General features: G+C 71.8%; 21 protein-coding genes. 8 read left to right on the top strand and 13 right to left on the bottom strand.

Features of this window, described 5'->3' with window-relative positions; all coding sequences use genetic code 11:
- Positions 1-3 precede the first annotated feature (3 nt).
- Together ABII15_RS27160 and ureA are read right to left on the bottom strand one after the other, a co-directional pair.
- Positions 4-1716 (bottom strand): urease subunit alpha, encoded by a 1713-nt coding sequence (locus ABII15_RS27160; RefSeq protein WP_353944896.1) that lies wholly within the window; start codon positions 1714-1716, stop codon positions 4-6.
- Entirely contained in the window at positions 1713-2420 is a 708-nt protein-coding gene (gene ureA / locus ABII15_RS27155; protein WP_353944895.1) for an urease subunit gamma, read from the bottom strand. Before ureA ends, ABII15_RS27160 begins: the two co-directional genes overlap by 4 nt.
- Before the next feature lie 144 nt (positions 2421-2564).
- On the opposite strand from ureA, the gene ABII15_RS27150 reads away from it, so the two are divergent.
- Together ABII15_RS27150 and ABII15_RS27145 are read left to right on the top strand one after the other, a co-directional pair.
- Positions 2565-3236: a TetR/AcrR family transcriptional regulator gene (locus tag ABII15_RS27150; RefSeq protein ID WP_353944894.1), complete on the top strand. Its 672-nt coding sequence runs from the start codon at positions 2565-2567 to the stop codon at positions 3234-3236.
- Between the two features lie 116 nt (positions 3237-3352).
- On the top strand, positions 3353-4525 hold the full coding sequence (locus ABII15_RS27145) for an NAD(P)/FAD-dependent oxidoreductase (RefSeq protein WP_353944893.1): 1173 nt from the start codon (positions 3353-3355) through the stop codon (positions 4523-4525).
- A gap of 58 nt (positions 4526-4583) precedes the next feature.
- Here ABII15_RS27145 and ABII15_RS27140 read toward each other — a convergent pair whose 3' ends face one another.
- A complete protein-coding gene (locus ABII15_RS27140; protein ID WP_353944892.1) occupies positions 4584-5672 on the bottom strand; it encodes a branched-chain amino acid aminotransferase in 1089 nt (362 codons plus the stop codon).
- Positions 5673-5928: 256 nt separating this feature from the next.
- Positions 5929-6981 carry a 3-isopropylmalate dehydrogenase gene (locus ABII15_RS27135; protein WP_353944891.1) on the bottom strand — a complete coding sequence of 351 codons (1053 nt, stop codon included), beginning with the start codon at positions 6979-6981 and terminating at the stop codon, positions 5929-5931.
- A 130-nt stretch (positions 6982-7111) separates the two neighbouring features.
- On the opposite strand from ABII15_RS27135, the gene ABII15_RS27130 reads away from it, so the two are divergent.
- On the top strand, positions 7112-8674 hold the full coding sequence (locus ABII15_RS27130) for a metallophosphoesterase family protein (RefSeq protein WP_353944890.1): 1563 nt from the start codon (positions 7112-7114) through the stop codon (positions 8672-8674).
- Positions 8675-8690: 16 nt separating this feature from the next.
- Here ABII15_RS27130 and ABII15_RS27125 read toward each other — a convergent pair whose 3' ends face one another.
- Complete coding sequence (locus tag ABII15_RS27125) at positions 8691-8834, bottom strand: hypothetical protein (protein ID WP_353944889.1); 144 nt, start codon at positions 8832-8834, stop codon at positions 8691-8693.
- A 349-nt stretch (positions 8835-9183) separates the two neighbouring features.
- On the opposite strand from ABII15_RS27125, the gene ABII15_RS27120 reads away from it, so the two are divergent.
- Complete coding sequence (locus tag ABII15_RS27120) at positions 9184-10119, top strand: NADP-dependent oxidoreductase (RefSeq protein WP_353944888.1); 936 nt, start codon at positions 9184-9186, stop codon at positions 10117-10119.
- A gap of 89 nt (positions 10120-10208) precedes the next feature.
- Here ABII15_RS27120 and pruA read toward each other — a convergent pair whose 3' ends face one another.
- The gene (gene pruA, locus ABII15_RS27115) at positions 10209-11840 is read right to left on the bottom strand and encodes an L-glutamate gamma-semialdehyde dehydrogenase (protein WP_353947217.1); all 1632 of its coding nucleotides are present in this window, start codon (positions 11838-11840) and stop codon (positions 10209-10211) included.
- A gap of 67 nt (positions 11841-11907) precedes the next feature.
- Positions 11908-12834, bottom strand: coding sequence for a proline dehydrogenase family protein (locus tag ABII15_RS27110; RefSeq protein WP_353944887.1), 927 nt, complete (start codon positions 12832-12834; stop codon positions 11908-11910).
- A gap of 202 nt (positions 12835-13036) precedes the next feature.
- Here ABII15_RS27110 and ABII15_RS27105 point away from each other — a divergent pair, with 202 nt between their 5' ends.
- Positions 13037-14197 carry a helix-turn-helix domain-containing protein gene (locus tag ABII15_RS27105; protein WP_353944886.1) on the top strand — a complete coding sequence of 387 codons (1161 nt, stop codon included), beginning with the start codon at positions 13037-13039 and terminating at the stop codon, positions 14195-14197.
- On the opposite strand, the gene ABII15_RS27100 is transcribed toward ABII15_RS27105, so the two are convergent.
- On the bottom strand, positions 14194-14850 hold the full coding sequence (locus ABII15_RS27100; protein ID WP_353944885.1) for a TetR/AcrR family transcriptional regulator: 657 nt from the start codon (positions 14848-14850) through the stop codon (positions 14194-14196). The two genes, ABII15_RS27105 and ABII15_RS27100, sit on opposite strands and share 4 nt — an antisense overlap.
- A 133-nt stretch (positions 14851-14983) precedes the next feature.
- Here ABII15_RS27100 and ABII15_RS27095 point away from each other — a divergent pair, with 133 nt between their 5' ends.
- Positions 14984-15400, top strand: coding sequence for a Dabb family protein (locus ABII15_RS27095; RefSeq protein WP_353944884.1), 417 nt, complete (start codon positions 14984-14986; stop codon positions 15398-15400).
- Positions 15401-15571: 171 nt separating this feature from the next.
- On the opposite strand, the gene ABII15_RS27090 is transcribed toward ABII15_RS27095, so the two are convergent.
- Positions 15572-16141, bottom strand: coding sequence for a TetR/AcrR family transcriptional regulator (locus ABII15_RS27090; RefSeq protein ID WP_353944883.1), 570 nt, complete (start codon positions 16139-16141; stop codon positions 15572-15574).
- Positions 16142-16250: 109 nt separating this feature from the next.
- Here ABII15_RS27090 and ABII15_RS27085 point away from each other — a divergent pair, with 109 nt between their 5' ends.
- Together ABII15_RS27085 and ABII15_RS27080 are read left to right on the top strand one after the other, a co-directional pair.
- A complete protein-coding gene (locus tag ABII15_RS27085; RefSeq protein ID WP_353944882.1) occupies positions 16251-17768 on the top strand; it encodes an MFS transporter in 1518 nt (505 codons plus the stop codon).
- 299 nt (positions 17769-18067) lie between these two features.
- Entirely contained in the window at positions 18068-20989 is a 2922-nt protein-coding gene (locus ABII15_RS27080; protein ID WP_353944881.1) for an AAA family ATPase, read from the top strand.
- Between the two features lie 46 nt (positions 20990-21035).
- On the opposite strand, the gene serA is transcribed toward ABII15_RS27080, so the two are convergent.
- From serA to ABII15_RS27060, 4 genes are all read right to left on the bottom strand, one after another.
- Positions 21036-22637, bottom strand: coding sequence for a phosphoglycerate dehydrogenase (gene serA, locus ABII15_RS27075; protein ID WP_353944880.1), 1602 nt, complete (start codon positions 22635-22637; stop codon positions 21036-21038).
- A 277-nt stretch (positions 22638-22914) separates the two neighbouring features.
- Positions 22915-23916, bottom strand: a complete 1002-nt coding sequence (gene ilvC, locus ABII15_RS27070; protein ID WP_351450525.1) for a ketol-acid reductoisomerase — start codon at positions 23914-23916, stop codon at positions 22915-22917.
- Between the two features lie 98 nt (positions 23917-24014).
- Positions 24015-24542, bottom strand: coding sequence for an acetolactate synthase small subunit (ilvN, locus tag ABII15_RS27065; protein WP_353944879.1), 528 nt, complete (start codon positions 24540-24542; stop codon positions 24015-24017).
- 26 nt (positions 24543-24568) lie between these two features.
- Complete coding sequence (locus tag ABII15_RS27060; RefSeq protein ID WP_353944878.1) at positions 24569-26419, bottom strand: acetolactate synthase large subunit; 1851 nt, start codon at positions 26417-26419, stop codon at positions 24569-24571.
- Positions 26420-26494 lie beyond the last annotated feature (75 nt).

Here is a 26494-nt window from a genome sequence, read left to right as displayed (position 1 = left end):
ACCTCAGAGGAAGTAGAGACGGTTGAGGGAGACGGAGTCGGCCGGTTCGGAGCGCAGCGGCTCCCCGTCGAGGGTGACCAGGCCGGTGCGCTGGTCCACGTCGACCGCGCCGGTGCGGGAGTTGAACCGCAGGTCGGCCGGGCCGATGCCGCGGGTGCCGCGGACGGCGACCCGGCGCCTGCGGGTGGGCATCGTGTCGTGCCCGTCGTCGACGGCGGCCTGCGCCACGAAGGCGACGGACAGCTCGGCGGCGGTCGCGCCGTGCGCCCCGAACTGCGGTCCCAGGACGAGGGGTTCGCAGGTGTCGGTGGCCGCGTTCGGATCGCCGACGACGCCGTACGCCGGGAAGCCGGACTTCAGGACCAGCTGCGGCTTCGCGCCGAAGAACTCGGGGCGCCACAGCACGATGTCGGCCATCTTGCCGGGCTCGATGGAGCCGATCTCGTGCGAGAGGCCGTGGGCGATGGCGGGGTTGACGGTCAGCTTCGCCATGTAGCGCAGGACGCGGTCGTTGTCGTGGCCGACGCCGGGGTCGCCCAGCTCGCCCTTCATCTTCCCGGCCATGGCGAACGTACGGCGCACGGTCTCGCCCGCCCGGCCCATGCCCTGCGCGTCGGACGAGGTGATGCCGATGGCGCCCAGGTCGTGCAGCACGTCCTCGGCGCCCATCGTCCCTGCGCGGATCCGGTCGCGGGCCATGGCGGCGTCGCCGGGCAGGTCGGGCTTGAGGTCGTGGACGGAGACGATCATGCCGTAGTGCTCGGCGACGGCGTCCCGGCCGAAGGGCAGGGTGGGGTTGGTGGAGGAGCCGATGACGTTCGGCACGCCCGCCATCTTCAGCACGTTCGGCACGTGTCCGCCGCCGCAGCCCTCGATGTGGAAGGCGTGGATCGTGCGGCCTTCGAGGACCTTCAGGGTGTCCTCGACCGACAGGCACTCGTTCAGGCCGTCGCTGTGCAGGGCGACCTGCACGTCGTGGTCCTCGGCGACGCGCAGCGCGGTGTCGAGCGCGCGGGTGTGCGCGCCCATGTCCTCGTGCACCTTGAACCCGCAGGCGCCGCCCTCGGCGAGCGCCTCGACCAGCGGGGCGTCGTGCGAGGACGAACCGCGGCCCAGGAAGCCGATGTTGACGGGCCAGGCGTCGAAGGCGGAGAAGGCGTGCTTGAGCGCCCACGGCGAGTTGACGCCGACGCCCCAGACCGGGCCGAACTCCTGCCCGATGATCGTGGTCACGCCGGAGGCGAGGGAGGCCTCCATGATGCGCGGGGAGAGCAGGTGGACGTGGGTGTCGACGGCGCCGGCGGTGGCGATCAGCCCCTCCCCCGACACGATCGACGTGCCCGTGCCGACGACGACGTCGACGCCGTCGAGGGTGTCCGGGTTGCCGGCCCGCCCGATGGCGTGGATGCGGCCCTCGCGGATGCCGATGGAGACCTTGCGGATGCCGAGCGCGGCGTCGATCACGACGACGTTCGAGATCACCACGTCGCAGGTCTCGCGGACCGCGGCGGCCTTCAGGTGCAGTCCGTCGCGGGCGGTCTTGCCGAACCCGGCCAGGAACTCGTCGCCGTACGCCTGCGAGTCCGACTCGACCTTGATCGTCAGCCCGGAGTCGCCGAGACGGATCCGGTCACCGGCGCGCGGGCCGTGCGTGGCCGCGTACTCGTACGGGGTCAGGCGGCGGGCTTCGGCGGGGTGGCCTCCGGGGCGGCTCATCGGCCCGCCTCCTCTGCGTCGGGGGTGTCGACTCCGAGATAGCCGCAGGCGGCGGCGCGGCGCAGCGCCTCCTCGCGGGCGCCGGGCGCGTCGAGCGGCCCGTCCACGAGACCGGCGAAACCGATGGCGATCCGCTCGCCGCCGATCGGCACGAGGGGCACGTCGGCGGACTCGCCGGGCCCGAACCGCACGGACGAGCCCGCGGGCACCGCGAGCCGCATCCCGTAGGCCCGCTCCCGGCGGAAGTCCAGGCGCGGGTTCGCCTCGAAGAAGTGGAAGTGGGACGTGACCGAGACGGGGACGGACGCGGTGTTGGTGACGGTCAGCGTCAGCTCCGGCTCGGGGTCGCTGTGGTCGGGGCCGGGCAGCAGGGCGCCCGGCGCGTCGTCGCCGAGCCCGTCCCCCGCGATCGGGCCGCTGACGATCGCGAGCCGCGAACCGTCGTCGAAGACGGCCTCGACGTGCACCTCGGTGACGACGTCGGCGACGCCCGGCAGCACGTCGTCGGGGCCGAGCACGGACCGCGCCGCCTCGATCGCCTCGGCCAGCCGCTTGCCGTCGCGGGCCGCCTCGCAGACGGTGTCCGCGATCAGCGCGGTCGCCTCGGGCACATTGAGCCGCAGCCCGCGGGCCTTGCGGGAGCGGGCCAGCTCCGCGGCGCCGAACAGCAGCAGCCGGTCGCGCTCGGTCGGGGTGAGTCGCACGCCGTCCTACCTCCTCATGATTTGAATGCCACTCTAAATGCTGTCCGGGCGGAGGGGAACCCGGGCGCGCTGAGCTGCCGGTTCCACGCATTGAGCAGCGGTCTAAAGGGCGGGGTCTTCCGGCGGTGCGACTACCGTGGGCCCGTGACCAGCACCCCGCGCAGCCGCCGCGAGCGGCCCGCCAAGCCCGCCCTGAGCAGGAGCGGCATCGTCGCCGCGGCCGTGCGCGTCCTGCGCGCCGAAGGGCTCGGCAAGGTGACGATGCGGCGCCTCGCCGCCGAACTCGACACCGGGCCCGCCTCGCTGTACGTGTACGTCCGCAACACCGACGAGCTGCACGCGGCCGTGCTCGACGCGCTCCTCGCCGAGGTGGACCTCGGGCCGGTCCGGGACACCGCGGGCGACTGGCGCGAGCGGCTGACCCGGCTGCTCGCCTCGTACCGCGACATGCTGTTCCGCTATCCGTCGCTGGCCCGCTCCGCGCTGACCGTGCACCCCTCCGGCGAGCACTATCTGGACCTGGTGGAGGCCGTGCTCGTGCTGCTGCGCGAGGGCGGCGTGCCGGGCGCCCGTGCCGCGTGGGGCGTGGACCTGCTCCTGCAGTACGCGACCGCGACGGCCGCCGAGCACGCGGGCGACGACGGCACGGAGTCGATGGACGCCACGTTCACCGCGATCAGCGAGGCGTCGCCCGCCCGGCACCCGGAGATCGTCCGTCTCTCCGGTGTGCTCGTCGCGGGCGCCCCGGGACGGCTCGACTGGGGCTTCGCCACGCTGATCGCCGGCATCGAGGCCGCCCCCGAACCACCCCTCTGACCAGCGCAGAACCGCCTCCCGGCGTCCGCGCACCCTTCGACGAACTTGTTCGTTACGAACATGTTCGTTATTGTGAAAGGGAGAGACCGGACATCGCGGTACCCAAGGAGGCCACCATGAACGCCACGACCGACACCCCGCACACCCCGCACCTCCCGGTCGCCGTCGTCGGCGCGGGACTCGGCGGCCTCGTGCTCGCCCGCGTCCTGCACGTGAACGGCATCGCCTGCACCGTCCTCGACCTGGACGCCTCGGCCGACGCCCGCACCCAGGGCGGCATGCTCGACCTGCACGAGGAGACCGCGCAGGCGGCGCTGCGCGCGGCCGGCCTCCACGACGCGTTCCGCGCGATCGTCCTGCCCGGCGGCGAGGAGACCCGGGTCATCGCCCCCGACGGCACCCTGGTCAGCCACGAACCGGACACCGGTGACGGCGGCCGCCCCGAGGTCAACCGCGCCGAACTGCGCCGCCTGCTGCTGGACTCGCTGCCCGAGGGCACCATCCGCTGGGGTGCGAAGGTCACCGGCGCCGAGCCCACCGACGTCCCGGGCCGCCATCTGGTCACCCTCGCCGACGGCAGCGACTTCACCACGGACCTGCTGATCGGCGCCGACGGTGCCTGGTCCCGGATCCGCCCGCTGCTGACCGACGCCCGGCCCGCGTACACCGGCATCTCCTTCGTGGAGGCCGATGTGCTGCCGGACAACCCGCGGCACACGGAGATCGCCGCGTTCAACGGCGGCGGCAGCGCCTTCGTCCTCGGCGACGAGCGGGCCCTGCTCACGCACCGCGAGAGCGACGACCGCGTGCACACCTACGTCGCGGTGAAGGCGCCGGAGGACTGGCTCGGCTCGATCGACTTCACGGACACCGAGGCCGCGCGCGCCGCGGTGCTCGCCGAGTTCGACGGCTGGGACGACCGGCTGCGCGCGCTGGTCGCGGAGGCCGACGGCGCCCTGGTGCCGCGCCTGATCCACGCGCTGCCGGCCGGCCTCTCCTGGGAGCGGGTGCCCGGTGTCACGCTGCTGGGCGACGCCGCCCACCTGATGTCGCCGTTCGCCGGCGAGGGCGCGAATCTCGCCATGTTCGACGGCGCCGAGCTGGCCCGCGCGATCGTCGAGCACCCGGCCGATCCGGAGGCGGCGCTGGCCGCGTACGAGAAGGAACTCTTCCCGCGCAGCGCGGAGATGGCGGCCGAGTCGGCGGCCAACCTCACGATGATGTTCGGCCCGGACGCCCAGCAGCGGCTACTCGACATGTTCGCGGGGTTCGGCGCCGAGCAGGCGTGAGAACGGCGAAGGGCCCCGTACCGCTCCGCGCGGTACGGGGCCCTTCGCCGTCGGGTGCTCAGCCCAGCCGGTGCATCCAGCCGTGCTCGTCCTGCTTCTTGCCGCGCTGGATGTCCAGGAGCGCCTCGCGCAGCTTCATGGTGACCTCGCCGGCCTCGCCGCCGGACTGCTGCCACTCGGCGCCCGCGCGCTTGACGTGGCCGACGGGCGTGATGACGGCGGCGGTGCCGCAGGCGAAGACCTCGGTCAGCTCGCCGGACGCGGCGTCGGCCTGCCACTGCTCGATGGAGACGCGGTCCTCCTGCGAGGAGTAGCCGAGGTCGCGGGCGACCTGGAGGAGCGAGTCGCGGGTGACGCCCGCGAGGAGCGAGCCGGTGAGGGTCGGCGTGACGATCCGGTCCCCGTACACGAAGTACAGGTTCATGCCGCCCAGCTCCTCGACCCACTTGTGCTCGACGGCGTCGAGGTAGGCGACCTGGTCGCAGCCCTTGGCAGCGGCCTCGGCCTGCGCGAGCAGCGAGGCCGCGTAGTTGCCGCCGGTCTTGGCGTCGCCGACGCCGCCGGGGACGGCGCGCACGCGGTCCTCGGAGAGCCAGATGGAGACGGGCTTCACGCCGCCGGAGAAGTACGCGCCGGCGGGCGAGGCGATGACGATGAACAGGTACTCGGAGGCCGGCTTGACGCCGAGACCGACCTCGGTCGCGATCATGAACGGGCGCAGGTAGAGCGACTCCTCGCCGCCGTGCGCCGGGACCCAGTCCTTGTCCTGCTGGACGAGGAGGTCGCAGGCCTCGATGAACGTCTCGACGGGCAGCTCGGGCATGCCCAGGCGCCAGGCGGAGTGCTGGAAGCGCTTGGCGTTCATGTCGGGGCGGAAGGTGGCGACGGAACCGTCGGGCTGCCGGTAGGCCTTGAGGCCCTCGAAGATCTCCTGCGCGTAGTGCAGGACGTTCGTCGCCGGGTCGAGGGAGAGCGGGCCGTACGGCACGAGCTGTCCGTCGTGCCAGCCGCGGCCCTCGGTCCACCGGATCGTCACCATGTGGTCGGTGAAGTGCCGGCCGAATCCGGGGCTCTCCAGGATCGCCTCGCGCTCCGCGGCGGACAGCGGGGTCGAAGAGGGCTTGAGCTCGATCGTGGGCGTCGTCATGGTTGCGTGTCCTTCACCGTTGGTTGTGACGGACCGCGCTCACGTCCGCACTCCTTGTACTAGGACGTCCGAGCTTTCGCGTGGGTCGCGGCCCCGCGTTCGATTATCGCGCGCGAGGAGGGGTGCTCGAAACGTTCCGGGCGGGTGCGGAAGGTGATGCGGCCCGGGGTCGATGGTGGCACCTGGGGCCGCACAGGAGAAGCCGCCGGGTGCCCGTGGGCGACCCGGCGGCTTCTGTTGCTGAATGCGCGCCGGGTCAGCCGGCTACTACTCGGGCGACGAGCGCGTCACCGATCTCGTCGGTCGAGCGGACGGCATCGCCGCGCTCGCCGAGGTCGGCGGAGACGGCGGCCTCGATGCGCGTGGCCTGCTCCTCGTAGCCGAGGTGACGCAGGAGGAGGGCGACCGAGAGGACCGTGGCGGTCGGGTCGGCCTTGCCCTGGCCCGCGATGTCCGGGGCCGAGCCGTGGACGGGCTCGAACATCGACGGGAACTCGCGGCTCGGGTTGATGTTCCCGGAGGCCGCGACGCCGATGCCGCCGGAGACGGCCGCGGCGAGGTCGGTGATGATGTCGCCGAAGAGGTTGTCGGTGACGATCACGTCGAACCGGGCCGGGTCGGTGACCAGGTAGATGGTCGCGGCGTCGACGTGGATGTAGTCGGTGGTGACCTCGGGGAACTCGGCCGCCACCTTGTTGAAGATGTTCGTCCACAGGTGACCGGCGAAGGTCAGCACGTTGTTCTTGTGGACCAGCGTGAGCTTCTTGCGCGGGCGGGCCTGGGCGCGGGCGAACGCGTCGCGCACCACGCGCTCCACACCGAACGCGGTGTTGACGGAGACCTCGGTGGCGACCTCGTGCTCGGTGCCCTTGCGGATCACGCCGCCGTTGCCGGTGTACGGGCCTTCGGTGCCCTCGCGGACGACGACGAAGTCGATCTCGGGCTGGCCGGCGAGCGGGGTGGAGACGCCGGGGAGCAGCTTCGACGGACGCAGGTTCACGTGGTGGTCGAAGGCGAAGCGGAGCTTGAGCAGGAAGCCGCGCTCCAGGACGCCGGACGGCACCGACGGGTCGCCGATGGCGCCGAGCAGGATGGCGTCGTGCTTCTTGAGGGAGTCGAGGTCGGCGTCGGTGAGGGTCTCACCGGTCGCGTGGTAGCGCTTGGCGCCGAAGTCGTACTCCTCGGTCTCCAGCTTCACATCCTGCGGAAGGACGGCGGAGAGGACCTTGAGCCCCTGGGCCACGACCTCCTGGCCGATGCCGTCACCGGGGATCACTGCGAGATTCAGGATGCGAGAGCTTGCCGACATGGCCGCCACCGTACTCCCTGTCCCATGGGATGACACTCGCTGTCCACCATCCGGACAGGCTCCCGTACGGTCGTCTGGTGTTCACCCCCCGGTGTGGCGGGAGTTGGGGCCTGCTGGGAAGTTGACCCGCATGGAGACCCCCGACGTCGGCATACCGCCGCAACTCGCACGGCGGATGAGCATGCCGGAGCAGTACGAGTATCTGCGGACGCGGTTCGGCAGGCGGCGCGCGCTGGTGACGGCGGGCGCGGTCGCGAGCGGGCTGCTCACCGGCTGCGCGGGCGGCGGCCCGGAGTCCGGCACGAAGGGCTCGCCCTCGGCGTCCGCGACGCGGGGCTCGGCACTGGCGCCCTTCGGCCGCCATCTCGCGTTCGGCGCGGACCCGCGCACCCAGATGCGGGTCTCCTGGCAGGTGCCGGGCGCGGTCCGGGGCCCGTACGTGCGGATCGGGCTGCGCCCCGACGACCTGGGCCGGAAGATCGCGGCGGAGGTGCGCGACCTGCACACCCCCGGGGTGAGCGGGGTCCGGCTCGCCCTCGACCAGTTCTATGTGCACGCGGCGCTGGACCGGCTGACCCCGGGCACGACGTACTACTACGGCGTCGGCCACGACGGCTTCGACCCGGCCGCCGCCGCGCACCGCTCGACGATCGCGCACTTCCGCACGGCGCCCGCGGCGGCCCCCTCCTCGTTCACCTTCACCGCCTTCGGCGACCAGGGCGTCGGTGAGACGGCGGCGTCCAGCGACCATCTGATGCTCCGGCAGGATCCGGCCTTCCATCTGCACGCCGGCGACCTCTGCTACGCGGACGGCACCGGGCACGGCAAGAAGACGGACGGCTACGACCCCGGGTTCTGGGACCTGTTCCTCAAGCAGAACGAGCAGGTGGCCCGCACCGTCCCCTGGATGGTGACGACCGGCAACCACGACATGGAGGCCTGGTACTCCCCCGAGGGCTACGGCGGGCAGCTGGCCCGCTGGTCCCTGCCGGACAGCGGCTTCGACGCGAAGTCGACGCCGGGCGCGTACACGTTCACGTACGGCAATGTCGGCGTCGTGGCGCTGGACGCGAACGACGTCAGCTACGAGATCACGGCGAACCTGGGCCACAGCGGCGGCCGTCAGACGGCGTGGCTGGAGCGCACGCTGAAGAAGCTGCGGGCCGCGGACGGCATCGACTTCGTCGTCGTGTTCTTCCACCACTGCGCCTACTCGACCTCGGCGCACGCCTCCGACGGCGGGGTGCGCAAGGAGTGGCTGCCCCTGTTCGACGACCACCGGGTGGACCTGGTGGTCAACGGGCACAACCACGTCTACGAGCGCACCGACGCGCTGCGCGGCGGGGCCGTCGGCCGGGCCGTTCCGATCGGTGGCACGGCCGACCCCGTGCGCGACGGCATCGTGTACGTCACCGCGGGCGGCGGCGGCCGTGATCTGTACGGCTTCCGGCCCGGCAGCAAGGAGACCTACGAGGGGCACGAGCGGGCGCACCGGCCCGTCGACAGCTTCGTCTGGGCGACGAGGTCGGGGCAGGCCAGGAACGAGACCGTGGACTGGTCACGGGTGCGCTATCGCGGATTCTCGCTGCTCAGGGTCGAGGCGGAGTCCGGGGCGCACCCGCGCCTGAAAGTGTCGGCGCTGGCCCATGACGGGCGGCGCGTCGATCACTTCGAGGTGAAGCGGGGGATCTGATGGGGCCCGGCCGGTCTCAGTGACCGGTCTCTCCGCCGTTGTCCCTGCGGTCGAAGGAGCGCTGGAGGGCGGCGGCGGCGCTCTTCGCCGCCCTGCGGTCGGCTTCGGTGGAGGGAGAGACGTGGCGGACTCGGCGGCGGGCGGGCGTCGCAGTGGCCATGGAGATCGACTCCTTGAGATCGCATGAGGTCGCGCGGGAGCGCTGACCCACGGGGATTTCGAGGCGCCGGAAGGGGCGGGGAGCCAGAGCTGCAGGGGTTGCCTGCCATGTGCTCGGCCCACGGCCGCCCTTCGCCGGATCGGGCGAGTCGTTCGGCTCCTACAAAGCTAGGGCAGGTCTCTGCTTCTGTCTCCACAATTACTCGGACTTCCTACTATCTGAGACGGACCGCACACCGGGCCGGCTCCGGCGAGGGCCCATGGCGCGGGGGCGGCCGGGGCTCCACGATGGACCCCTGAACCGGCCGGGCCGCAGTGGCCCGGCCGGACTCCTGGGGAGGAGTCCCACCATGCGTGTGATCACTCAGCGTCGGCTCGGCGGACCCGACGTGCTGGAGCTGGTCGAGGTGGAACGGCCCGTGCCGGACACGGGAGAGGTACTGGTCCGGGTGCACGCGGCGGGGGTGAACCCGGTGGACCGGCTGGCCCGCACCGGTGAGGCGCCGCTCTTCGGCGATCCGCCGTTCACCCTCGGCCGGGACCTGTCCGGGGTGGTGGAGGCGTGCGGCGGGGACGGGACCGGGTTCCGGCCCGGCGACGAGGTGTTCGGCATGATCCCCGGCGGGGGGTACGCCGAGTGCGTGGTCGTCCGGGCCGAGCACCTCGCCCCGAAACCGGCGACGGTCGACCACGTCCACGCCGCCGCGGTCCCGGCCGCCGCGCTCACCGCCTGGCAGGCCCTGGTCGACACCGGTCACATGGCGCCGGGGCGGCGGGTGCTGGTCCACGCGGCGGCGGGCGGGGTGGGGCACATCGCGGTGCAGATCGCCAAGGCCGAGGGCGCGTACGTGATCGGGACCGCCCGCGCCGACAAGCACGAGTTCCTGCGCGGTCTCGGGGTCGACGAGCCGCTGGACTACACGACGACGGACTTCGCCCGCACGGTCCGCGACGTCGATGTGGCCCTCGACCTCGTCGGCGGCGCGTACGGGCCGCGCACCCTGGCGACCCTGCGGCCCGGCGGGCTGCTCGCCTCGGTGGTGCTGTCCGATCCGGGGGTGACCGCGCAGGACGCGCAGGCGCGCGGGGTGACGTTCGTGCCGGTGTCGGTACGGCCGTCGGGGGCGACGCTGGGGAAGGTGGCCGCGCTGATGGCCGCCGGGCGGGTGCGGTCGCACGTCTCAACGCTGTTGCCTCTGGAGGACGCGGGCAAGGCCCACGAGCTCAGCGGCACCGGCCGCACCCAGGGCAAGATCGTCCTGACCCTGGTCGACCGGGCGAGCTGAGCCCGGAGCCGTGGACGAACGACAGAGAAAACCCGCCCCCCGGCCGGAGGGGGGCCAGGCCGGGGGGCGGGTGATCGGTGGGGCTGGGGTCAGCCCATGTGCGGGTACGGGTAGTCGGTCGGCGGGACCAGCGTCTCCTTGATGGCGCGGGTCAGCGTCCAGCGCATCAGGTTCTGCGGCGCACCGGCCTTGTCGTTCGTACCGGAGGCGCGACCGCCACCGAACGGCTGCTGGCCGACGACGGCACCGGTCGACTTGTCGTTGATGTAGAAGTTGCCGGCGGCGTAGCGCAGCTTCTCCATCGTGTACGCGGCCGCGGCACGGTCGTTGGCGATGACCGAACCGGTGAGCGCGTAGTCGGAGACCGACTCCATCTGCTCCAGGACGGCGTCGTAGTTCTCGTCGTCGTAGACGTGGACGGCGAGGATCGGGCCGAAGTACTCGGTCGTGAAGACCTCGTTGGCCGGGTCGGTGCACTCGATGACCGTCGGGCGCACGAAGTAGCCGACGGAGTCGTCGTAGGTGCCACCGGCGACGATCGTGCAGGAGTCGTCGGCCTTGGCGCGGTCGATCGCGGCCTTGTTCTTGGCGAACGAGCGGTCGTCGATGAGGGCGCCGATGAAGTTCGACAGGTCGGTGACGTCACCCATGGTGATGCCGTCGACCTCGGCCGCGAACTCCTCCTTGAACCCGTCGTTCCAGATGGAGGCCGGGATGTAGGCGCGCGAGGACGCGGAGCACTTCTGGCCCTGGTACTCGAAGGAGCCGCGGGTCAGGGCCGTCTTGAGGACGGCGCGGTCGGCGCTCGGGTGGGCGACGACGAAGTCCTTGCCGCCGGTCTCGCCGACGAGGCGCGGGTAGGTGCGGTAGTTCTCGATGTTGGTGCCGACCGTCTTCCACAGGTGCTGGAAGGTCTTGGTCGAACCGGTGAAGTGGATGCCCGCGAGGTCGCGGTGGTTCAGGGCCACCTCGGAGACGGCGAGGCCGTCGCCGGTCACCAGGTTGATGACGCCCTTGGGCAGGCCGGCCTCCTCCAGGAGCTGGAGCAGCAGGACGGCGGCGTGGGTCTGCGTCGGGGACGGCTTCCAGACCACCACGTTGCCCATGAGGGCGGGGGCAGTGGGCAGGTTGCCCGCGATGGCCGTGAAGTTGAACGGCGTGATCGCGTAGACGAAGCCCTCCAGCGGGCGGTGGTCCATGCGGTTCCACACGCCGGTGGAGTTCGCCGGGGGCTGCTCGGCGAGGATCTGGCGGGCGTAGTGGACGTTGAAGCGCCAGAAGTCGACGAGCTCGCACGGGGTGTCGATCTCGGCCTGCTGGGCGGTCTTCGACTGGCCGAGCATGGTCGAGGCGGCCATGGTCTCGCGCCACGTCGTGGAGAGCAGCTCGGCGGCGCGCAGGATGATCGCGGCGCGGTCGTCGAAGGCCATCGCGCGCCAGGCCGGGGCGGCGGCCAGGGCGGCGTCGACCGCGTCCTGGGCGTCCTGGGCGGTGGCGTTGGCGTACGTGCCGATGACGGCCTTGTGGTTGTGCGGCTGCACGACGTCGAAGCGCTCGCCGCCACCCATCCGCTTCTCGCCGCCGATGGTGCAGGGCAGCTCGATCGGGTTCTCGGCCAGTTCCTTGAGCTTGGCCTCCAGGCGGGCGCGCTCCGGGGAACCGGGGGCGTAGCCGTGCACCGGCTCGTTGACCGGGGCGGGGACCTGGGTCACGGCGTCCAGCGTCATGGGTCCGTATCTCCTTCGGGGGGTCGGGGGAGTTGGGGACTGTCTTACGGAAGCGGTGGGCTCAGCCCTTGGTGAGGATCGAGCGGCCGAAGAACAGCAGGTTGGCGGGCTTCTCCGCGAGGCGGCGCATGAAGTACCCGTACCAGTCGGTGCCGTACGCGGTGTAGACGCGCATCCGGTGGCCCTCGGCGGCGAGCCGCAGGTGCTCCTCGCTGCGGATCCCGTAGAGCATCTGGAACTCGTACTCGTCCAGCTTGCGCCCGGCCTGGCGGCCCAGTTCCTGCGCGATGGAGATCAGGCGCGGGTCGTGGGATCCGATCATCGGGTACCCGTCACCCTCCATGAGGATGCGCATGATCCGGACGTACGCCTTGTCGATCTCGGCCTTGTCCTGGTACGCGACCTCGGCGGGCTCCTTGTAGGCGCCCTTCACGATGCGCACGCGGCTGCCGGCGGCGGCCAGGCGGCGGGCGTCGTCCTCGGTGCGGAAGAGGTAGGACTGGATGACGCAGCCGGTCTGCGGGAAGTCCTTCCGCAGCTCCTCGTGGATGGCGAACATCGAGTCGAGGGTGGTGTGGTCCTCGGCGTCGAGCGTGACGGTGGTGCCGATGGCGGCGGCGGCCTCGACGACCGGGCGGACGTTGGCGAGGGCCAGCTCGTGGCCGTTCTCCAGCGCCTGGCCGAACATCGACAGCTTCACGGACATCTCGGCCCTGGCTCCGAGGCCGAGGTCCTTGAGGTGCTCGATCAGCTCCAGGTAGGCGTCGCGGGCGGCGTGCGACTGCTCGACGGTGGTGATGTCCTCACCGACGACGTCGAGGGTGACCTCCAGGCCCTTCGCGGCGGCATCCTGAACCACCGGGACCACGTCGTCGACGGTCTCGCCGGCGATGAAGCGGTCGACGACCTGCTTGGTGCCCGGCGCCGCCGACACGAAGGCGCGCATCTTGTCGCTGCGCGACGCGGCGAGGATCAGGGGAGCCAGCACGGGGCACCTCCATGGAGCATGAGTACGGATGGGCCGAACCCGTATAAAGCTCTGATAGCTGCCATAGCGGGAACGGCACGTGGAACCACCGTGAAATCTAAGGATCCCTCCGATCCTGTGCCATTGACAGCTGTCACGCATCTGTGGCCGCCACCTCAGACATCTGTATGAAGGGACGCCTGAGGTGGGTGAGAATGGTGGGGTGAAGGGCGATTACCAGGAACTGGTCGACGAGATCTCGGCGCTGCTCGGCGCCCCCGCGACGCTGGAGAACCGGGATTTCCGGCTGATCGCGTTCGGCCAGCAGGTGAGCGCCGACGAGTACGACGAGGCGGCCCTCGACCCGGTGCGCACCCGCTCGATCCTCACGCGCGGCTCGACACCGGCGGTCCGCGCCTGGTTCGAGGGGTTCGGCATCGCCCGCGCCACGGAACCGGTGCGCATCCCGGCGACCCCCGAGGCGGGCGTCTACCGCGGCCGTATCTGTCTGCCCGTGCGCCACCGGGGCTTCGTGCTGGGTTACGTATGGCTCCTGGACGACGAGCCGGGGCCCGCGCAGGACCAGCTGGACGCGGCGATGGAGGTCGCGGGCCGGATCGGCGCGCAATTGGCGGACGAGGCGCAGGCGGGCGCCGACCTGACCCGCGAGTTCCACTCGGTGCTGACCGCCGAGCGCGGGTGGCAGCGGGACATGGCGGTGGCCGCGCTGCGGACGGCCCTGGGCACCCGGGCCGACGGGCTGCACGCGGTGGTCTGTGTGGCGCCCTGGCCGTCGGCGGACCCGGACGACGCGCCGTCGGTCCGCACCCTTCCGGCGGCGGACGCGCTGTGCACCGTTCCCTGGGGCCCCACGGGCCAGTGCCTGGCGCTCCTCGTGCGGCTGCGCTCGTCGGAGGTGCTGACCCCGGCGCTCACGGCGGCCGAGAAACTGCGGGCCCGCGCGGGCGACGGCCCCGTCGCGGCGGGCATCGGCGCCCCCCGCACCGACCTGGCGGAACTCGCCACGTCCTGGCAGGAGGCGCAGGCCGCCGCCCGCACCGCGCTGGCCAACCCGCGGCTCGGCCCCGACGCCCAGTGGTCGGCGATCGGCCCGTACCGCCTGCTGACGGCGCTGCCCGCCGACTCCGCGCACGACCCGACGCTGACCGCGCTGCTCTCCCCCGCCCATCGCCAGCTGGCGCACACCGCCGAGGTGTTCCTCGACTGCGCGGGCCAGGCGGGCCGCGCCGCGGCGGCCCTCGGCATCCACCGCCAGACCCTCTACTACCGCCTGTCCCGGGTCGAGCAGCTCACCGGCCTCGATCTGGACGAGGGCGAGGACCGGCTGCTGCTGCACATGGGGCTGAAGGCGGCGCGGCTCTAGGCGTTCGCTCCCCCATAAGCCAGCAGAAACGTATCGACCGCCGACCGCGCGATCTCCCGCGTCTCGGCGGCCCCCACCGCCCGTGTGCCGAGCCGTGAGCGGGCTTCCATGGGGCCGGTGAGCAGGGCGAGGAACTGTTCGGCGGCGCGTGCGGGGTCCTCGGTGCGCAGCCGCCCGGCGAGGGCCAGGCGGGCGAACCGGTCGGCCAGCGCCTCGCCGAGCCGCCCCGACGTCCGCGCCTGCACGACCTCCGCCAGGTCGGGGAACGCGGCGAGCTGGGCGTACGTCAGCGCCCGCAGCGCGCCGGCCCGCTGCCCGCAGCACACCTTCAGCAGCCGGTACGCGGTGTCCTCCAGCCCGGCCCGCAGGTCGTCGCCCGGGTCGCGCAGCCGCTCGACGACGGCGAGGTTCTCGGCCATGACGAGGTCGGCCGCGGCCGCCATCGCGTGCCGGAACAGGTTCTCCTTGTCGCCGAGGTGGTTGTAGACGGTCGGCTTGGCGACCCCGGCCTCCTCGGCGATCTCCCGCACGCACGCCTGCGCGTATCCGCGCCGCGCGAACACGTCGAAGGCGGCGTCGAGGATGGCCTGCCGCTTGTCGATGCGCCCGCGGGGTGCGGGGCGTCCGGCGGCGGCCGTGGTCGCTGGCGTCACGGCGGCAGACTACCGCTCACCCGGGCCGAGTTGAACTCACGGGTTCATTTTCCGGAACCCGCGAAATCCGACCATGGAGACCACTAACTTGAACCCGCGAGTTCATATTGAGGAGACCCGAGAGGAGCGTCACATGATCGTGAACACCCTGCGGTTCAGCTTCAGGGACGGCACGTCGGAAGCGGACAAGGAGGCGGTGCTCGCCGCGATGCGCCGGACGGCGAGCACGGAACCGGTCGCGTTCGGGACCGTCGGCCGGTACCTCGGCGACCCCGCCGAAGGCTTCACGCACGTGTACTGCGCGGGCGTCCCGGACCTGGCGGCCCTGGAGCGCTACCTGCATGAACCGGTGCACATCGACGGGGACTGGCTGATCATCCCGCACCTTCAGCAGCTCACCGCGTTCCGCTTCTCGGACGATCCCGACCCGGACCTGGACGCCAGGATCCTCGCCCTGCACGCCCGCAAGGTCGAGATGTACCCGGAGTGGGGCCGCCTGCTGGACGCGATCCCGGGCCCGAAGGGGCCCTTCGACGACGGCACCGCCTAGGGCCTGTCTGACAATTCCCGTCGTCGCCCGAAGGGCGGCCTCGCGGCGTCTGGTGCGTGCTCTCGGCGTGCCGGGTGCAAGGCCTCGTACTGGACGTACTCGGCCTGGTGCCCGGTGCGGCGAGAGCGCGTGCCAGGCGTCGCGGGGCAGACGGGAATTGTCAGACAGGCCCTAGCGGGCCGCCTCCATCAACAGGGATAGCCCCTCGGTGAGTTCGTCGGCGCTCGGCGAGTAGTCCGGGTCGAAGGTGTGCTGGGCGACGAGCCCGATGACGAGCACCGAGAAGAACTTGCCGAGGGTGTCCACGCTCGGGTCGTCGGCCGGCGGCTCCTCCCCCATCACCATGCCGATGAAGCCGCGCCCCGCCTCACGCTGGGCCGCCGACATGTGTTCGCGCAGGGCCGGCATCTTGTCGCCCATGACGATGAGCTCCATGCTCAGGTGCCAGATGGAGCCGGGCTTGCCGAGGCTGTTCGTGATGCCGCCGACCACGGCCCTGATCCGTTCCAACGAGCCGTTCGCGCCCGGCAGTTCGCCCGGCTCGCCCCACTCCTGCGAGACCCCCTCCGCAAGCGCCACGTACGCCTGCGCGAGCAGCGCGTCCTTCGACCCGTAGTGATAGCCGATGGACGCCAGGTTGGTCCCCGACTCCTTGACGATGTCGCGCGCGGTCGTCCGCGCGAACCCCTTCTCCAGCAGGCAGCGCTTGGCGCCCTCGAGCAGATCTTCACGGTGTCCCATGCCCGCACCGTACCCCGGATCCATACAGCCGTCCTATACCTACGTTTTACACAGTCGTTCTATACGTCCGTACTAGACAAGCGTTTAATACGTCCGTACAGTCCTGCCCATGACGAACCCGACGAGCACCACCACAGCCCCCAACTCCCTTGCGGGGTGCAAGGAATGGACCGCCCTGGTCGTCCTGATGCTGCCGCTGCTCCTGGTCTCCATGGACGTCTCGGTCCTCTACTTCGCGATCCCCCAGATCAGCGCCGACCTGGCGCCGACCGGCACCCAGCAGCTGTGGATCTTCGACATCTACGCGTTCGTGCTCGCCGGACTGCTGATGACGATGGGCTCGCTCGGCGACCGCATCGGGCGCCGCAAGCTCCTGCTGACCGGCGCGGTGGCCTTCGGCGCCGCCTCCGTCTGCGCGGCCTACGCGAACAGCGCGGAGATGCTCATCGCGGCCCGCGCCGTGCTCGGCATCGGCGGTGCCACGCTGATGCCCTCCACGATGGCGCTGGTGCGCAACATGTTCCGCGACGCCGGGCAGCGGGCGAAGGCCATCGGCATCTGGTCCGGCGTGATGACCGGAGGCATCGCGCTCGGCTCGGTGATGAGCGGCATCCTGGTCGAGCACTTCTGGTGGGGCTCGGTGTTCCTGGTCAACCTGCCCGCGATGGTGCTGCTGCTGATCCTGGCGCCGCTGCTGCTCCCGGAGTTCAAGGACCCGGACCCCGGCCGCTTCGACCTCGTGAGCGTCCCGCTGTCGATGGCCGCGGTGCTGCCGCTCGTCTACGGGATCAAGGAGATCCCCTCCGAGGGCTTCGCGCCGCCGTACGTCGTCTCGGTCGCCGTCGGCCTGGTCTTCTCGTTCCTCTTCGTCCGGCGCCAGCGCAGGGCCGCGTCGCCGCTGATCTCGCCCGCGCTGTTCCGGCACCGGGGCTTCGGTCCGGCCGTGCTGCTCAACCTGATCTCGGCGTTCGCGATGCTCGGCTCGGCGTACTTCACCACGCAGTACCTCCAGGCCGTCCTCGGCAAGAGCGCGCTGGAGGCGGCCCTGTGGGCGCTGCTGCCCAGCGTGCTGATCGGCTGCGCGGCGCCCGTCGCCACCGTCCTCGTCCAGCGCGGGGTGCGGCGCTCCACGGTCGTGGCGATCGGCTTCGTGACCAGCGCCTGCGGCTACGGGCTGCTGGCCCTCACCGGCACCGACTCGCTGTGGATCGTGCTGGCCGGGGCCGGGGTCCTGGCCTGCGGCGCGGTCATCGTCGGCTCGCAGCTGACCGACCTGGCGCTCGGCGCGGCGCCGGCCGAGAAGGCGGGTGCGGCGTCCTCCCTGCTGGAGACCGGGCAGGAGTTCGGCGGGGCGCTCGGTATGGCGGTGCTCGGCTCGATCGGTACCGCGGTGTACCGGCACGATCTGGCAGGGGCTCCGGACGAGGCCCGCGAGACGCTGGGCGGCGCGCTGGCCCTTGCCGGGCGGTCGCCGGGGCGGGCGGGTGAGGCGCTGCTCGCCGCTGCGCGGGAGGCGTTCACCAGTGGGATGCACGTGGCGGCGTTCGCCGGGATCGGGGTGCTTCTGATCGCGGCGCTGCTGGCGGGACGCGCCCTCCGCGACGCCCCCGCCGGGGCCGTCGGCTGACCTCGTCCGCGAGCCGGTGGCCGCTTCCCGCGCAGTTCCCCGCGCCCCTGAAGCATGCGCTGCGCGCAGCTTCCCCTTGAGGCTGCGCTCCGCGCGCCTCTCCGATGAGATGGCGCACGCAGTGCGCATCTCAGGGGCGCGGGGAACTGCGCGAGAAGCCCCACCGGCCGTCAGACAACCGACAAACCCAACAGGGGCGCGGGGAACTGCGCGACCAGCCCCCACCGGCCCGCAGACGAACGAACGCGGGGAACTGCGCGACCAGCCGTGATGGGGTGCGCGCATGCCAGGATGGGGCCGTGGCACAGATATTCGGTACGCCGTTCATCGGCCGGGAGGGCGAACTCGCCCGGCTCACCGGCACACTGGAGCGAGCCGCCGCAGGCGACCCGCGTGCCGTCCTGCTCGCCGGAGACGCCGGCGTCGGCAAGACCCGCATCCTGACGGAGGCCGCCGCCCACGCCGCCGCCACCGGCACGACCGTACTGACCGGCCACTGCGTGGACCTCGGCGACGTGGGCCTGCCGTACCTGCCGTTCACCGAGATCCTCGGCGCGGCGGCGGCCGACGAGCGCCTCGCCCCGGCCTTCGCCGCGCACCCCGCGGTGGACCGCCTGATCGGCCAGGCCCGGGGCACCGCGCCGGACCCCGGCTCCCGCCTCCAGCTCTTCGAGGGCATCGCGGGCCTCCTCGCCGACCTCGCCGACCTGGCCCCGCTCCTGCTGGTCGTCGAGGACCTACACTGGGCCGACCAGTCCTCCCGCGACCTGCTCCGCTTCCTGCTCAGCCGCGGCGTCCTGCGCCTCCCGCTCTTCGCCTCGTACCGCACGGACGACCTGCACCGCCGCCACCCCCTGCGCCCGCTGCTCGCCGAGCTGATCAGGCTGCCCGCCGTGGACCGGCTGGACCTGCGCCCGATGGCCGACGCCGACGTGGCCCGGCTGGTGCGCGCGCTGGGCGACGCGCCGGTCCCCGACAGCACGGTCCGCCGCATCGTCGACCGCGCCGAGGGAAACGCCTTCTACGCCGAGGAGTTGCTGGCCGCCCTCCCCGGCGACGAGGGCCTGGGCAGCCTCGGCGACGTGCTGCTGATCCGCATCGAGCAGCTGTCCGAGACCACGCAGCAGGTGCTGCGCACGGCGGCCGTCGCGGGGCGCCGGGTCGGGCACGACCTGCTGCGCGACGCCGTCCGACTGCCGCTCGGGGAGCTGGAGTCGGCGCTGCGCGAGGCCGTCGGGCACCAGCTGCTGCTGCCGGACGACGACGGCTCCTACTCCTTCCGGCACGCCCTCACCCGCGAGGCCGTGTACGCGGATCTGCTGCCGGGCGAACGGGTCCGGCTGCACGGCCTGTTCGCCGAACTGCTCGGCCGCCCGGGCCATCCGCCCAGCAGCGCGGCGGAGCGCGCCCACCACTCGCGCGAGAGCCACGACCTGGCCGACGCCCTGTCGGCCTCCCTCGAAGCCGCCGGGCACGCCCAGCGCGTCGGCGCGCCCGCCGAGGAACTGCGGCACCTGGAGAGCGCCCTCGACCTGTGGACCGCGGTGGACCCGCCCGACCGTCCCGCGGACACCGACCCGGTCGCGCTCACCCTGCGCGCCTCGTCCGCCGCCGCCCACGCCGGGGACCCGCACCGCGCGGTCCAGCTCACCCGCCACGCGCTCGCCCAGGCCGGCCCGGACACCGACTCGGAACTCGCGGCGCGGGTCCGCTACACCCTCGCGGGCAACCTGATCCGGATCGACCACCTGGAGGCCGCGTTCACGTACAGCAGCGAGGCACTGGCCCTGATCCCGGCCGAGCCCCCGTCCCGTACGTGGGTGTGGGCGGCCGCCACCCATGTCCTGGCCGCGCGGAACGTGGGCCGCGACGAGGACGCCGAGCAGGTCGCACGGCAGGCGCTCGCCGTCGCGGAGGAACTGCGGCTGGCCGACGCCCAGGCCGACCTGATGGTCTCGCTGGTCGGCCTGTCCCCCGACAACCGGCGCACCGCGCGCGGCCGGGAACGGCTGACGCGCGCCCGTGACCTGGCCCGCGCCGCCGGGAACCTGCGGGTGGAGATGCGGGCCCTCTACAGCCTCGCCCTCGGCTGCTACGAGTCGGGGGACATGGACGCCTGCCTGACCTGGCTCGGCGACGGCATCGACCGCGCCCGCCGCGCCGGGCTGCTCTCCTCCCCCTACGCCCTGGAGCTGCGCTACCTCCAGTCCCTGCTGCTCTACACGCTGGGCCGCTGGGACGAGTGCGCCCGGACGGCCGCCGCGGACACCGAACTGCTGCCGGCCGCGGGCGGGTTCACGACCGCGCCCGCGCTGTACGTCGCCCTGGGACGCGGCGAGCTGGACGCGGCCGTCGCGGGCGCCCGCACCCTGCTGAGCGGCCCCGCGGACTGGATGGCGACGCTCGTCGCGAGCATCGTGCTGACCGACGCGGCGGCCCTGCGCGGTGCGGCCGACGACTCCGCGCGGCAGGTGCGGACCGCGATCGACGCCCTTGCCGAGAACTCCTCCACCACGCTGCCCGACGTCGTGGTGCGGCTCGCCGCGCTGGCCCTGTCGCCGGTCGCGGACGCGGCGGAGACGGCCCGGCTGTCCGGCGACGCGGCGGGCGCGGCGCACTGGTCGGGGGTCGCCGAGGAGCTGGTGGGGCTGGCCAGGACCACGGCCGCCCGGGACGACGACGGCACCCCGCAGGGGCCCGAGGGCCTGGCCTGGCTGGCCCGCGCCGAGGCCGAGCGGACCCGGGCCGCCACCGGCCCCGACGTGCCGGCCTGGGAGCGGGCCGTGGCGGCGTTCGGCTACGGCGACCCGTACGAACTGGCCCGCTGCCGCAGGCGGTTGGCCGAGGCGCTGCTCACCGCCGACCGCCGCGAGGAGGCCGCCGAGCAGGTCCGCGCGGCCCTGGACACCGCGGTGCGGCTGGGCGCCGGACCGCTGCGCGAGGACCTGGCGGCGCTGGTCCGGCGGGGCCGCCTCGCCGCCGCCCCGGCCGCGGACGACCGTATCGCCGCACTGACCTCACGGGAGAGCGACGTGCTGCGGCTGCTCGGCCGCGGGCTCACCAACCGCAGGATCGGCGAGGAGCTGTTCATCAGCGGCAAGACGGCGAGCGTCCACGTCTCCAACATCCTCGCCAAGCTGGGCGCCGCGAGCCGCACCGAGGCGGTCGGCATCGCCTACCGCGAGGGCCTGATCGAGCCGGAGCCGGTCGAGAACGGCTGAGGGCCGGGCCACCCGCGGGTGACCCGGCCCTCGAACCGCTCTGTTCTCAGACCAGGTTGACGGAGCGCGCCGAGGTGGCGCCGATCTCCGCGGCCAGCTCGGTCAGCACGGACTGCGGGACGGTGTCGTCGACGGTGAGGACCGCGAGGGCCTCGCCACCGACGTCCGCGCGGGAGACCTGCATGCCCGCGATGTTGATCCCGCCCTCACCGAGGACGCGGCCGACGGTGCCCACGACACCCGGACGGTCCTCGTAGCGCAGGACGACCATGTGGTCGGCGAGCGCCAGGTCCACGTCGTACTCGCCGACGGCGACGATCTTCTGGAGGTGCTTGGGGCCGGCCAGCGTGCCGGAGACCGAGACCTCCTGGCCGTCGCTGAGGGTGCCGCGCACCGTCACGACGTTGCGGTGGTCGGGCGACTCGGAGGAGGTCGTCAGCCGCACCTCGACGCCGCGCTCCTGCGCGAACAGCGGCGCGTTCACGTACGACACCGTCTCGTCGACGACGTCCTCGAACACGCCCTTGAGCGCGGAGAGTTCGAGCACCTTCACGTCGTGCTGGGTGATCTCGCCGTACACCTCGACGTCGAGGCGGACCGCGACCTCGCCGGCGAGCGCGGTGAAGATCCGGCCGAGGCGCTCGGCGAGCGGCAGGCCCGGCTTGACGTCCTCGGCGATGACGCCGCCCTGCACGTTCACCGCGTCGGGCACGAGCTCGCCGGCGAGCGCGAGGCGCACCGAGCGGGCGACGGCGATACCGGCCTTCTCCTGCGCCTCGTCCGTGGAGGCGCCGAGGTGCGGGGTGCAGACGACCTGGTCGAACTGGAACAGCGGGGAGTCCGTGCAGGGCTCCTTCGCGTACACGTCGAGGCCGGCGCCGGCGACGCGGCCCTCCTTGAGCGCCGAGTACAGCGCCTCCTCGTCGACGATCCCGCCGCGCGCGGCGTTCACGATGCGCACGCTCGGCTTGACCTTGTGCAGCGCCTCGTCGCCGATGAGACCCAGGGTCTCGGGGGTCTTGGGCAGGTGCACGGTGATGAAGTCGGAGACCTCGAGCAGCTCGTCGAGCGAGAGGACCTTCACGCCCATCTGCGCGGCGCGCGCGGGCTGCACGTACGGGTCGTACGCGACGACCTTCATGCCGAACGCGGACATGCGCTGCGCGACGAGGGCGCCGATGCGGCCGAGGCCGACGACGCCGAGGGTCTTCTCGGCGAGCTCGACGCCCGTGTACTTGCTGCGCTTCCACTCGCCGGCCTTCAGTGCCTGCGAGCCCTGCGGGATGTTGCGCGCGGTGGCGATGAGGAGGCCGCAGGCCAGCTCGGCGGCGGTCACGATGTTCGACGTCGGGGCGTTGACGACCATCACGCCGGCCTTGGTGGCGGCGGACACGTCCACGTTGTCCAGGCCGACGCCGGCTCGTGCGACGACCTTCAGCTTGTTCGCGGCGGCGATGGCCTCGGCGTCGACCTTGGTGGCCGAGCGGATCAGGATCGCGTCGACGTCGGCGATGGCGGGGAGGAGTTCCGCGCGGTCCGCTCCGTTGCAGTGCCGGATCTCGAAGTCCGGGCCCAGGGCGTCGACAGTCGCGGGCGACAGCTCTTCAGCGATGAGTACGACGGGTTTGCCGTTGGCAGCAGTGCTCACGTGAGTCCTCACAAGTCCCAATGCGGACGGCCGTCCCGACGGCCGCAAGCGGTGGAGGGGTGGGTGCATGGCCGCGTGGAAGACGCACGACGCTGTGGGCCCGACGCGAATAATTCAGCAGTGTAGTGGCGCCAGGGGGATGGTCTTGCGCCTCCCTGGAAGGATCACCCGTCCGTGGCTGGACGGGTTGGACAACCCGGCCACGATCGAGTGGCCGCGCCGTGGAGACCCCATGGAGAACGGGGCCGCGGCGTGTGCCGCGGCCCCGTCCGAAGGCTTACGCCTCCTCGTTGTCCACCCAGCTCATGAGCTTGCGCAGCTCCTTGCCGGTGGTCTCCAGCAGGTGCTCGCTGTCGGCCGTCTTGTACTCGTTGTACTTCTTCAGGCCACCGTGGTACTCGGCCATCCACTCGCGGGCGAAGGTACCGTCCTGGATCTCGGCGAGGACCTTCTTCATCTCGGCCTTGGTGGCGTCCGTGATGATCCGCGGGCCGGTGACGTAGTCGCCCCACTCGGCGGTCTCGGAGATCGACCAGCGCATCTTCTCCAGGCCGCCCTCGTACATGAGGTCGACGATGAGCTTCAGCTCGTGGAGGCACTCGAAGTACGCGATCTCCGGCTGGTAGCCGGCCTCGGTCAGCGTCTCGAAGCCCGCCTTCACCAGCGCGGCGGTGCCACCGCAGAGGACGGCCTGCTCGCCGAAGAGGTCGGTCTCGGTCTCCTCGGTGAAGGTCGTCTTGATGACGCCGGCGCGGGTGCCGCCGATGCCCTTGGCGTACGACAGCGCCAGCTCGAAGCCCTTGCCGGTGGCGTCCTGCTCGACGGCCACGATGCAGGGAACGCCGCGGCCCTCCTCGTACTGACGGCGCACCAGGTGGCCCGGGCCCTTGGGGGCGACCATGCAGACGTCGACGTCGGCCGACGGCTTGATGAAGTCGTAGCGGATGTTGAGGCCGTGACCGAAGAACAGGGCGTCGCCCGCCTTCAGGTTGTCCTTGATGGACTCCTCGTAGACCTGGGCCTGGATCGGGTCCGGGACGAGGATCATGATGACGTCGGCCTCGGCCGCCGCCTCCGCGGGGGTGACGACGCGCAGGCCCTGCTCCTCGGCCTTCGCCTTGGACTTGGAGCCCTCGTGCAGACCGATGCGCACGTCGACACCCGAGTCGCGCAGGGAGAGCGCGTGGGCGTGGCCCTGGGAGCCGTATCCGATCACCGCGACCTTGCGGTTCTGGATGATGGACAGATCGGCGTCGTCGTCGTAGAACAGCTCGGCCACTGGGGTTCTCCTTGGTGTGCTGGTGTTGCTCCCACCGTACGGCGGGGTGCGGAAATGAAGTTTCGGGGTCTCGGTATCCGAGAGGGCGTGCGGTGGTGCTACGCGCTGCGGTCGAGGGCGCGCAGGCTCCGGTCGGTGATGGAGCGCGAGCCGCGGCCGATCGCGATGGTGCCGGACTGGACGAGCTCCTTGATGCCGAAGGGTTCCAGCATCTTGAGCATCGCCTCCAGCTTGTCGCTGGAGCCGGTGGCCTCGATGGTGACGGCCTCCGGGGAGACGTCCACGGTCTTGGCGCGGAAGAGCTGGACGATCTCGACGATCTGCGAGCGCGTCTCGTTGTCGGCGCGGACCTTGGCGAGCACCAGCTCGCGCTGGACGGCCGCGCCGGGCTCCAGCTCGACGATCTTCAGGACGTTGACCAGCTTGTTGAGCTGCTTGGTGACCTGTTCGAGCGGCAGGTCCGCGACATTCACCACGATGGTGATGCGGGAGATGTCGGGGTGCTCGGTGACGCCGACGGCGAGCGAGTCGATGTTGAAGCCGCGGCGCGAGAAGAGGGCGGTGATCCGGGCGAGGACACCGGGCTTGTTCTCGACGAGGACGGAGAGCGTGTGCTTGGTGGACATGGTGGGATTCCTTCTCCTGCGCTCTCTCAGTCTTCTTCGCCGTCGCCGAAGTCGGGACGGACGTCCCGGGCGGCCATGATCTCGTCGTTGGAGGTGCCGGCGGCGACCATCGGCCACACCATGGCGTCCTCGTGGACGATGAAGTCGACCACGACCGGGCGGTCGTTGATCGAGTTCGCCTCCTCGATGCACTTGTCGAGGTCCTCGGGGCGCTCACAGCGGATGGCGTAGCAGCCCATCGCCTCGGACAGCTTGACGAAGTCCGGGATGCGGGTGCCCTTGTTCGGCGGGGTCTCGCCGTCCGGGCCCGCGTGCAGCACGGTGTTGGAGTAGCGCTGGTTGTAGAACAGCGTCTGCCACTGCCGGACCATGCCCAGGGCGCCGTTGTTGATGATGGCGACCTTGATCGGGATGTTGTTCAGGGCGCAGGTGGTCAGTTCCTGATTGGTCATCTGGAAGCAGCCGTCGCCGTCGATGGCCCAGACCGTCTGGCCCGGGGCACCGGCCTTGGCGCCCATCGCGGCGGGGACCGAGTAGCCCATGGTCCCGGCGCCGCCGGAGTTCAGCCAGGTCGCCGGCTTCTCGTACCGGATGTAGTGCGCGGCCCACATCTGGTGCTGGCCGACGCCCGCGGCGAAGATCGTGTCGGCGGGGGCGAGCTGCCCGATCCGCTCGATGACCTGCTGCGGGGAGAGCGAGCCGTCGGCGGGCTGGTCGTAGCCGAGCGGGTAGGTCTCGCGCCAGCGGTTGAGGTCCTTCCACCAGGCGCTGTAGTCGCCGGTGTGGCCCTCGCCGTGCTCCTTCTGCACGGCCTGGATCAGGTCGGCGATGACCTCGCGGGCGTCGCCCACGATCGGCACGTCGGCGGCGCGGTTCTTGCCGATCTCCGCGGGGTCGATGTCCGCGTGGACGATCTTGGCGAACGGCGCGAAGCTGTCCAGGTTGCCGGTGACGCGGTCGTCGAAGCGGGCGCCGAGGGCGACGATCAGGTCGGCCTTCTGCAGCGCGGTGACGGCGGTGACCGCACCGTGCATGCCCGGCATTCCCACGTGCAGCGGGTGGCTGTCGGGGAACGCGCCGAGCGCCATCAGGGTGGTGGTGACGGGCGCTCCGGTGAGCTCGGCGAGGACCTTCAGCTCGGCGGTGGCCTGCGCCTTCATCACGCCGCCGCCGACGTACAGGACGGGCCGCTTCGCACTCGTGATCAGCTTGGCGGCCTCGCGGATCTGCTTGGCGTGCGGCTTGGTCACCGGGCGGTAGCCGGGCAGGTCCTGCTGCGGCGGCCAGGTGAACGTCGTCTGCGCCTGGAGGATGTCCTTGGGGATGTCCACGAGGACCGGGCCCGGGCGGCCGGTGGAGGCGATGTGGAACGCCTCGGCGATCGCCTTCGGGATGTCCTCGGCCTTGGTGACCAGGAAGCTGTGCTTGGTGATCGGCATGGTGATGCCGACGATGTCCGCCTCCTGGAAGGCATCCGTGCCGATCGACTTGGAGACGACCTGGCCGGTGATCGCGACCAGCGGGACGGAGTCCATCATCGCGTCCGCGATCGGGGTCACCAGGTTGGTGGCACCCGGTCCCGACGTGGCCATGCACACCCCGACCTTGCCGGTGGCCTGCGCGTATCCGGTGGCCGCGTGACCCGCGCCCTGCTCGTGGCGGACGAGCACGTGGCGGACCCGGCTGGAGTCCATCATCGGGTCGTACGCGGGAAGGATCGTGCCGCCGGGGATGCCGAATACGGTGTCGACCCCGACCTCCTCAAGCGAGCGAATGAGGGACTTCGCACCCGTGACGTGCTCGACGGGGGCGGACTGCTGTCCTCCGGAACGGGGCCGCGGCTGCGGATGGTGGGCCCCGGTGGCCTGCTCGGTCATCGGCATTCTCTTCTCGATGCTGAGGGTTTTTGCGAGGTTTGTGCAGGGTGTTGCGGGTTGTCTGGCGCGTACGGC

Source organism: Streptomyces sp. HUAS MG91 (genome assembly GCF_040529335.1).
Taxonomy (GTDB): domain Bacteria; phylum Actinomycetota; class Actinomycetes; order Streptomycetales; family Streptomycetaceae; genus Streptomyces; species Streptomyces tabacisoli.
This window is presented reverse-complemented; position numbering and strand designations above follow the sequence as displayed.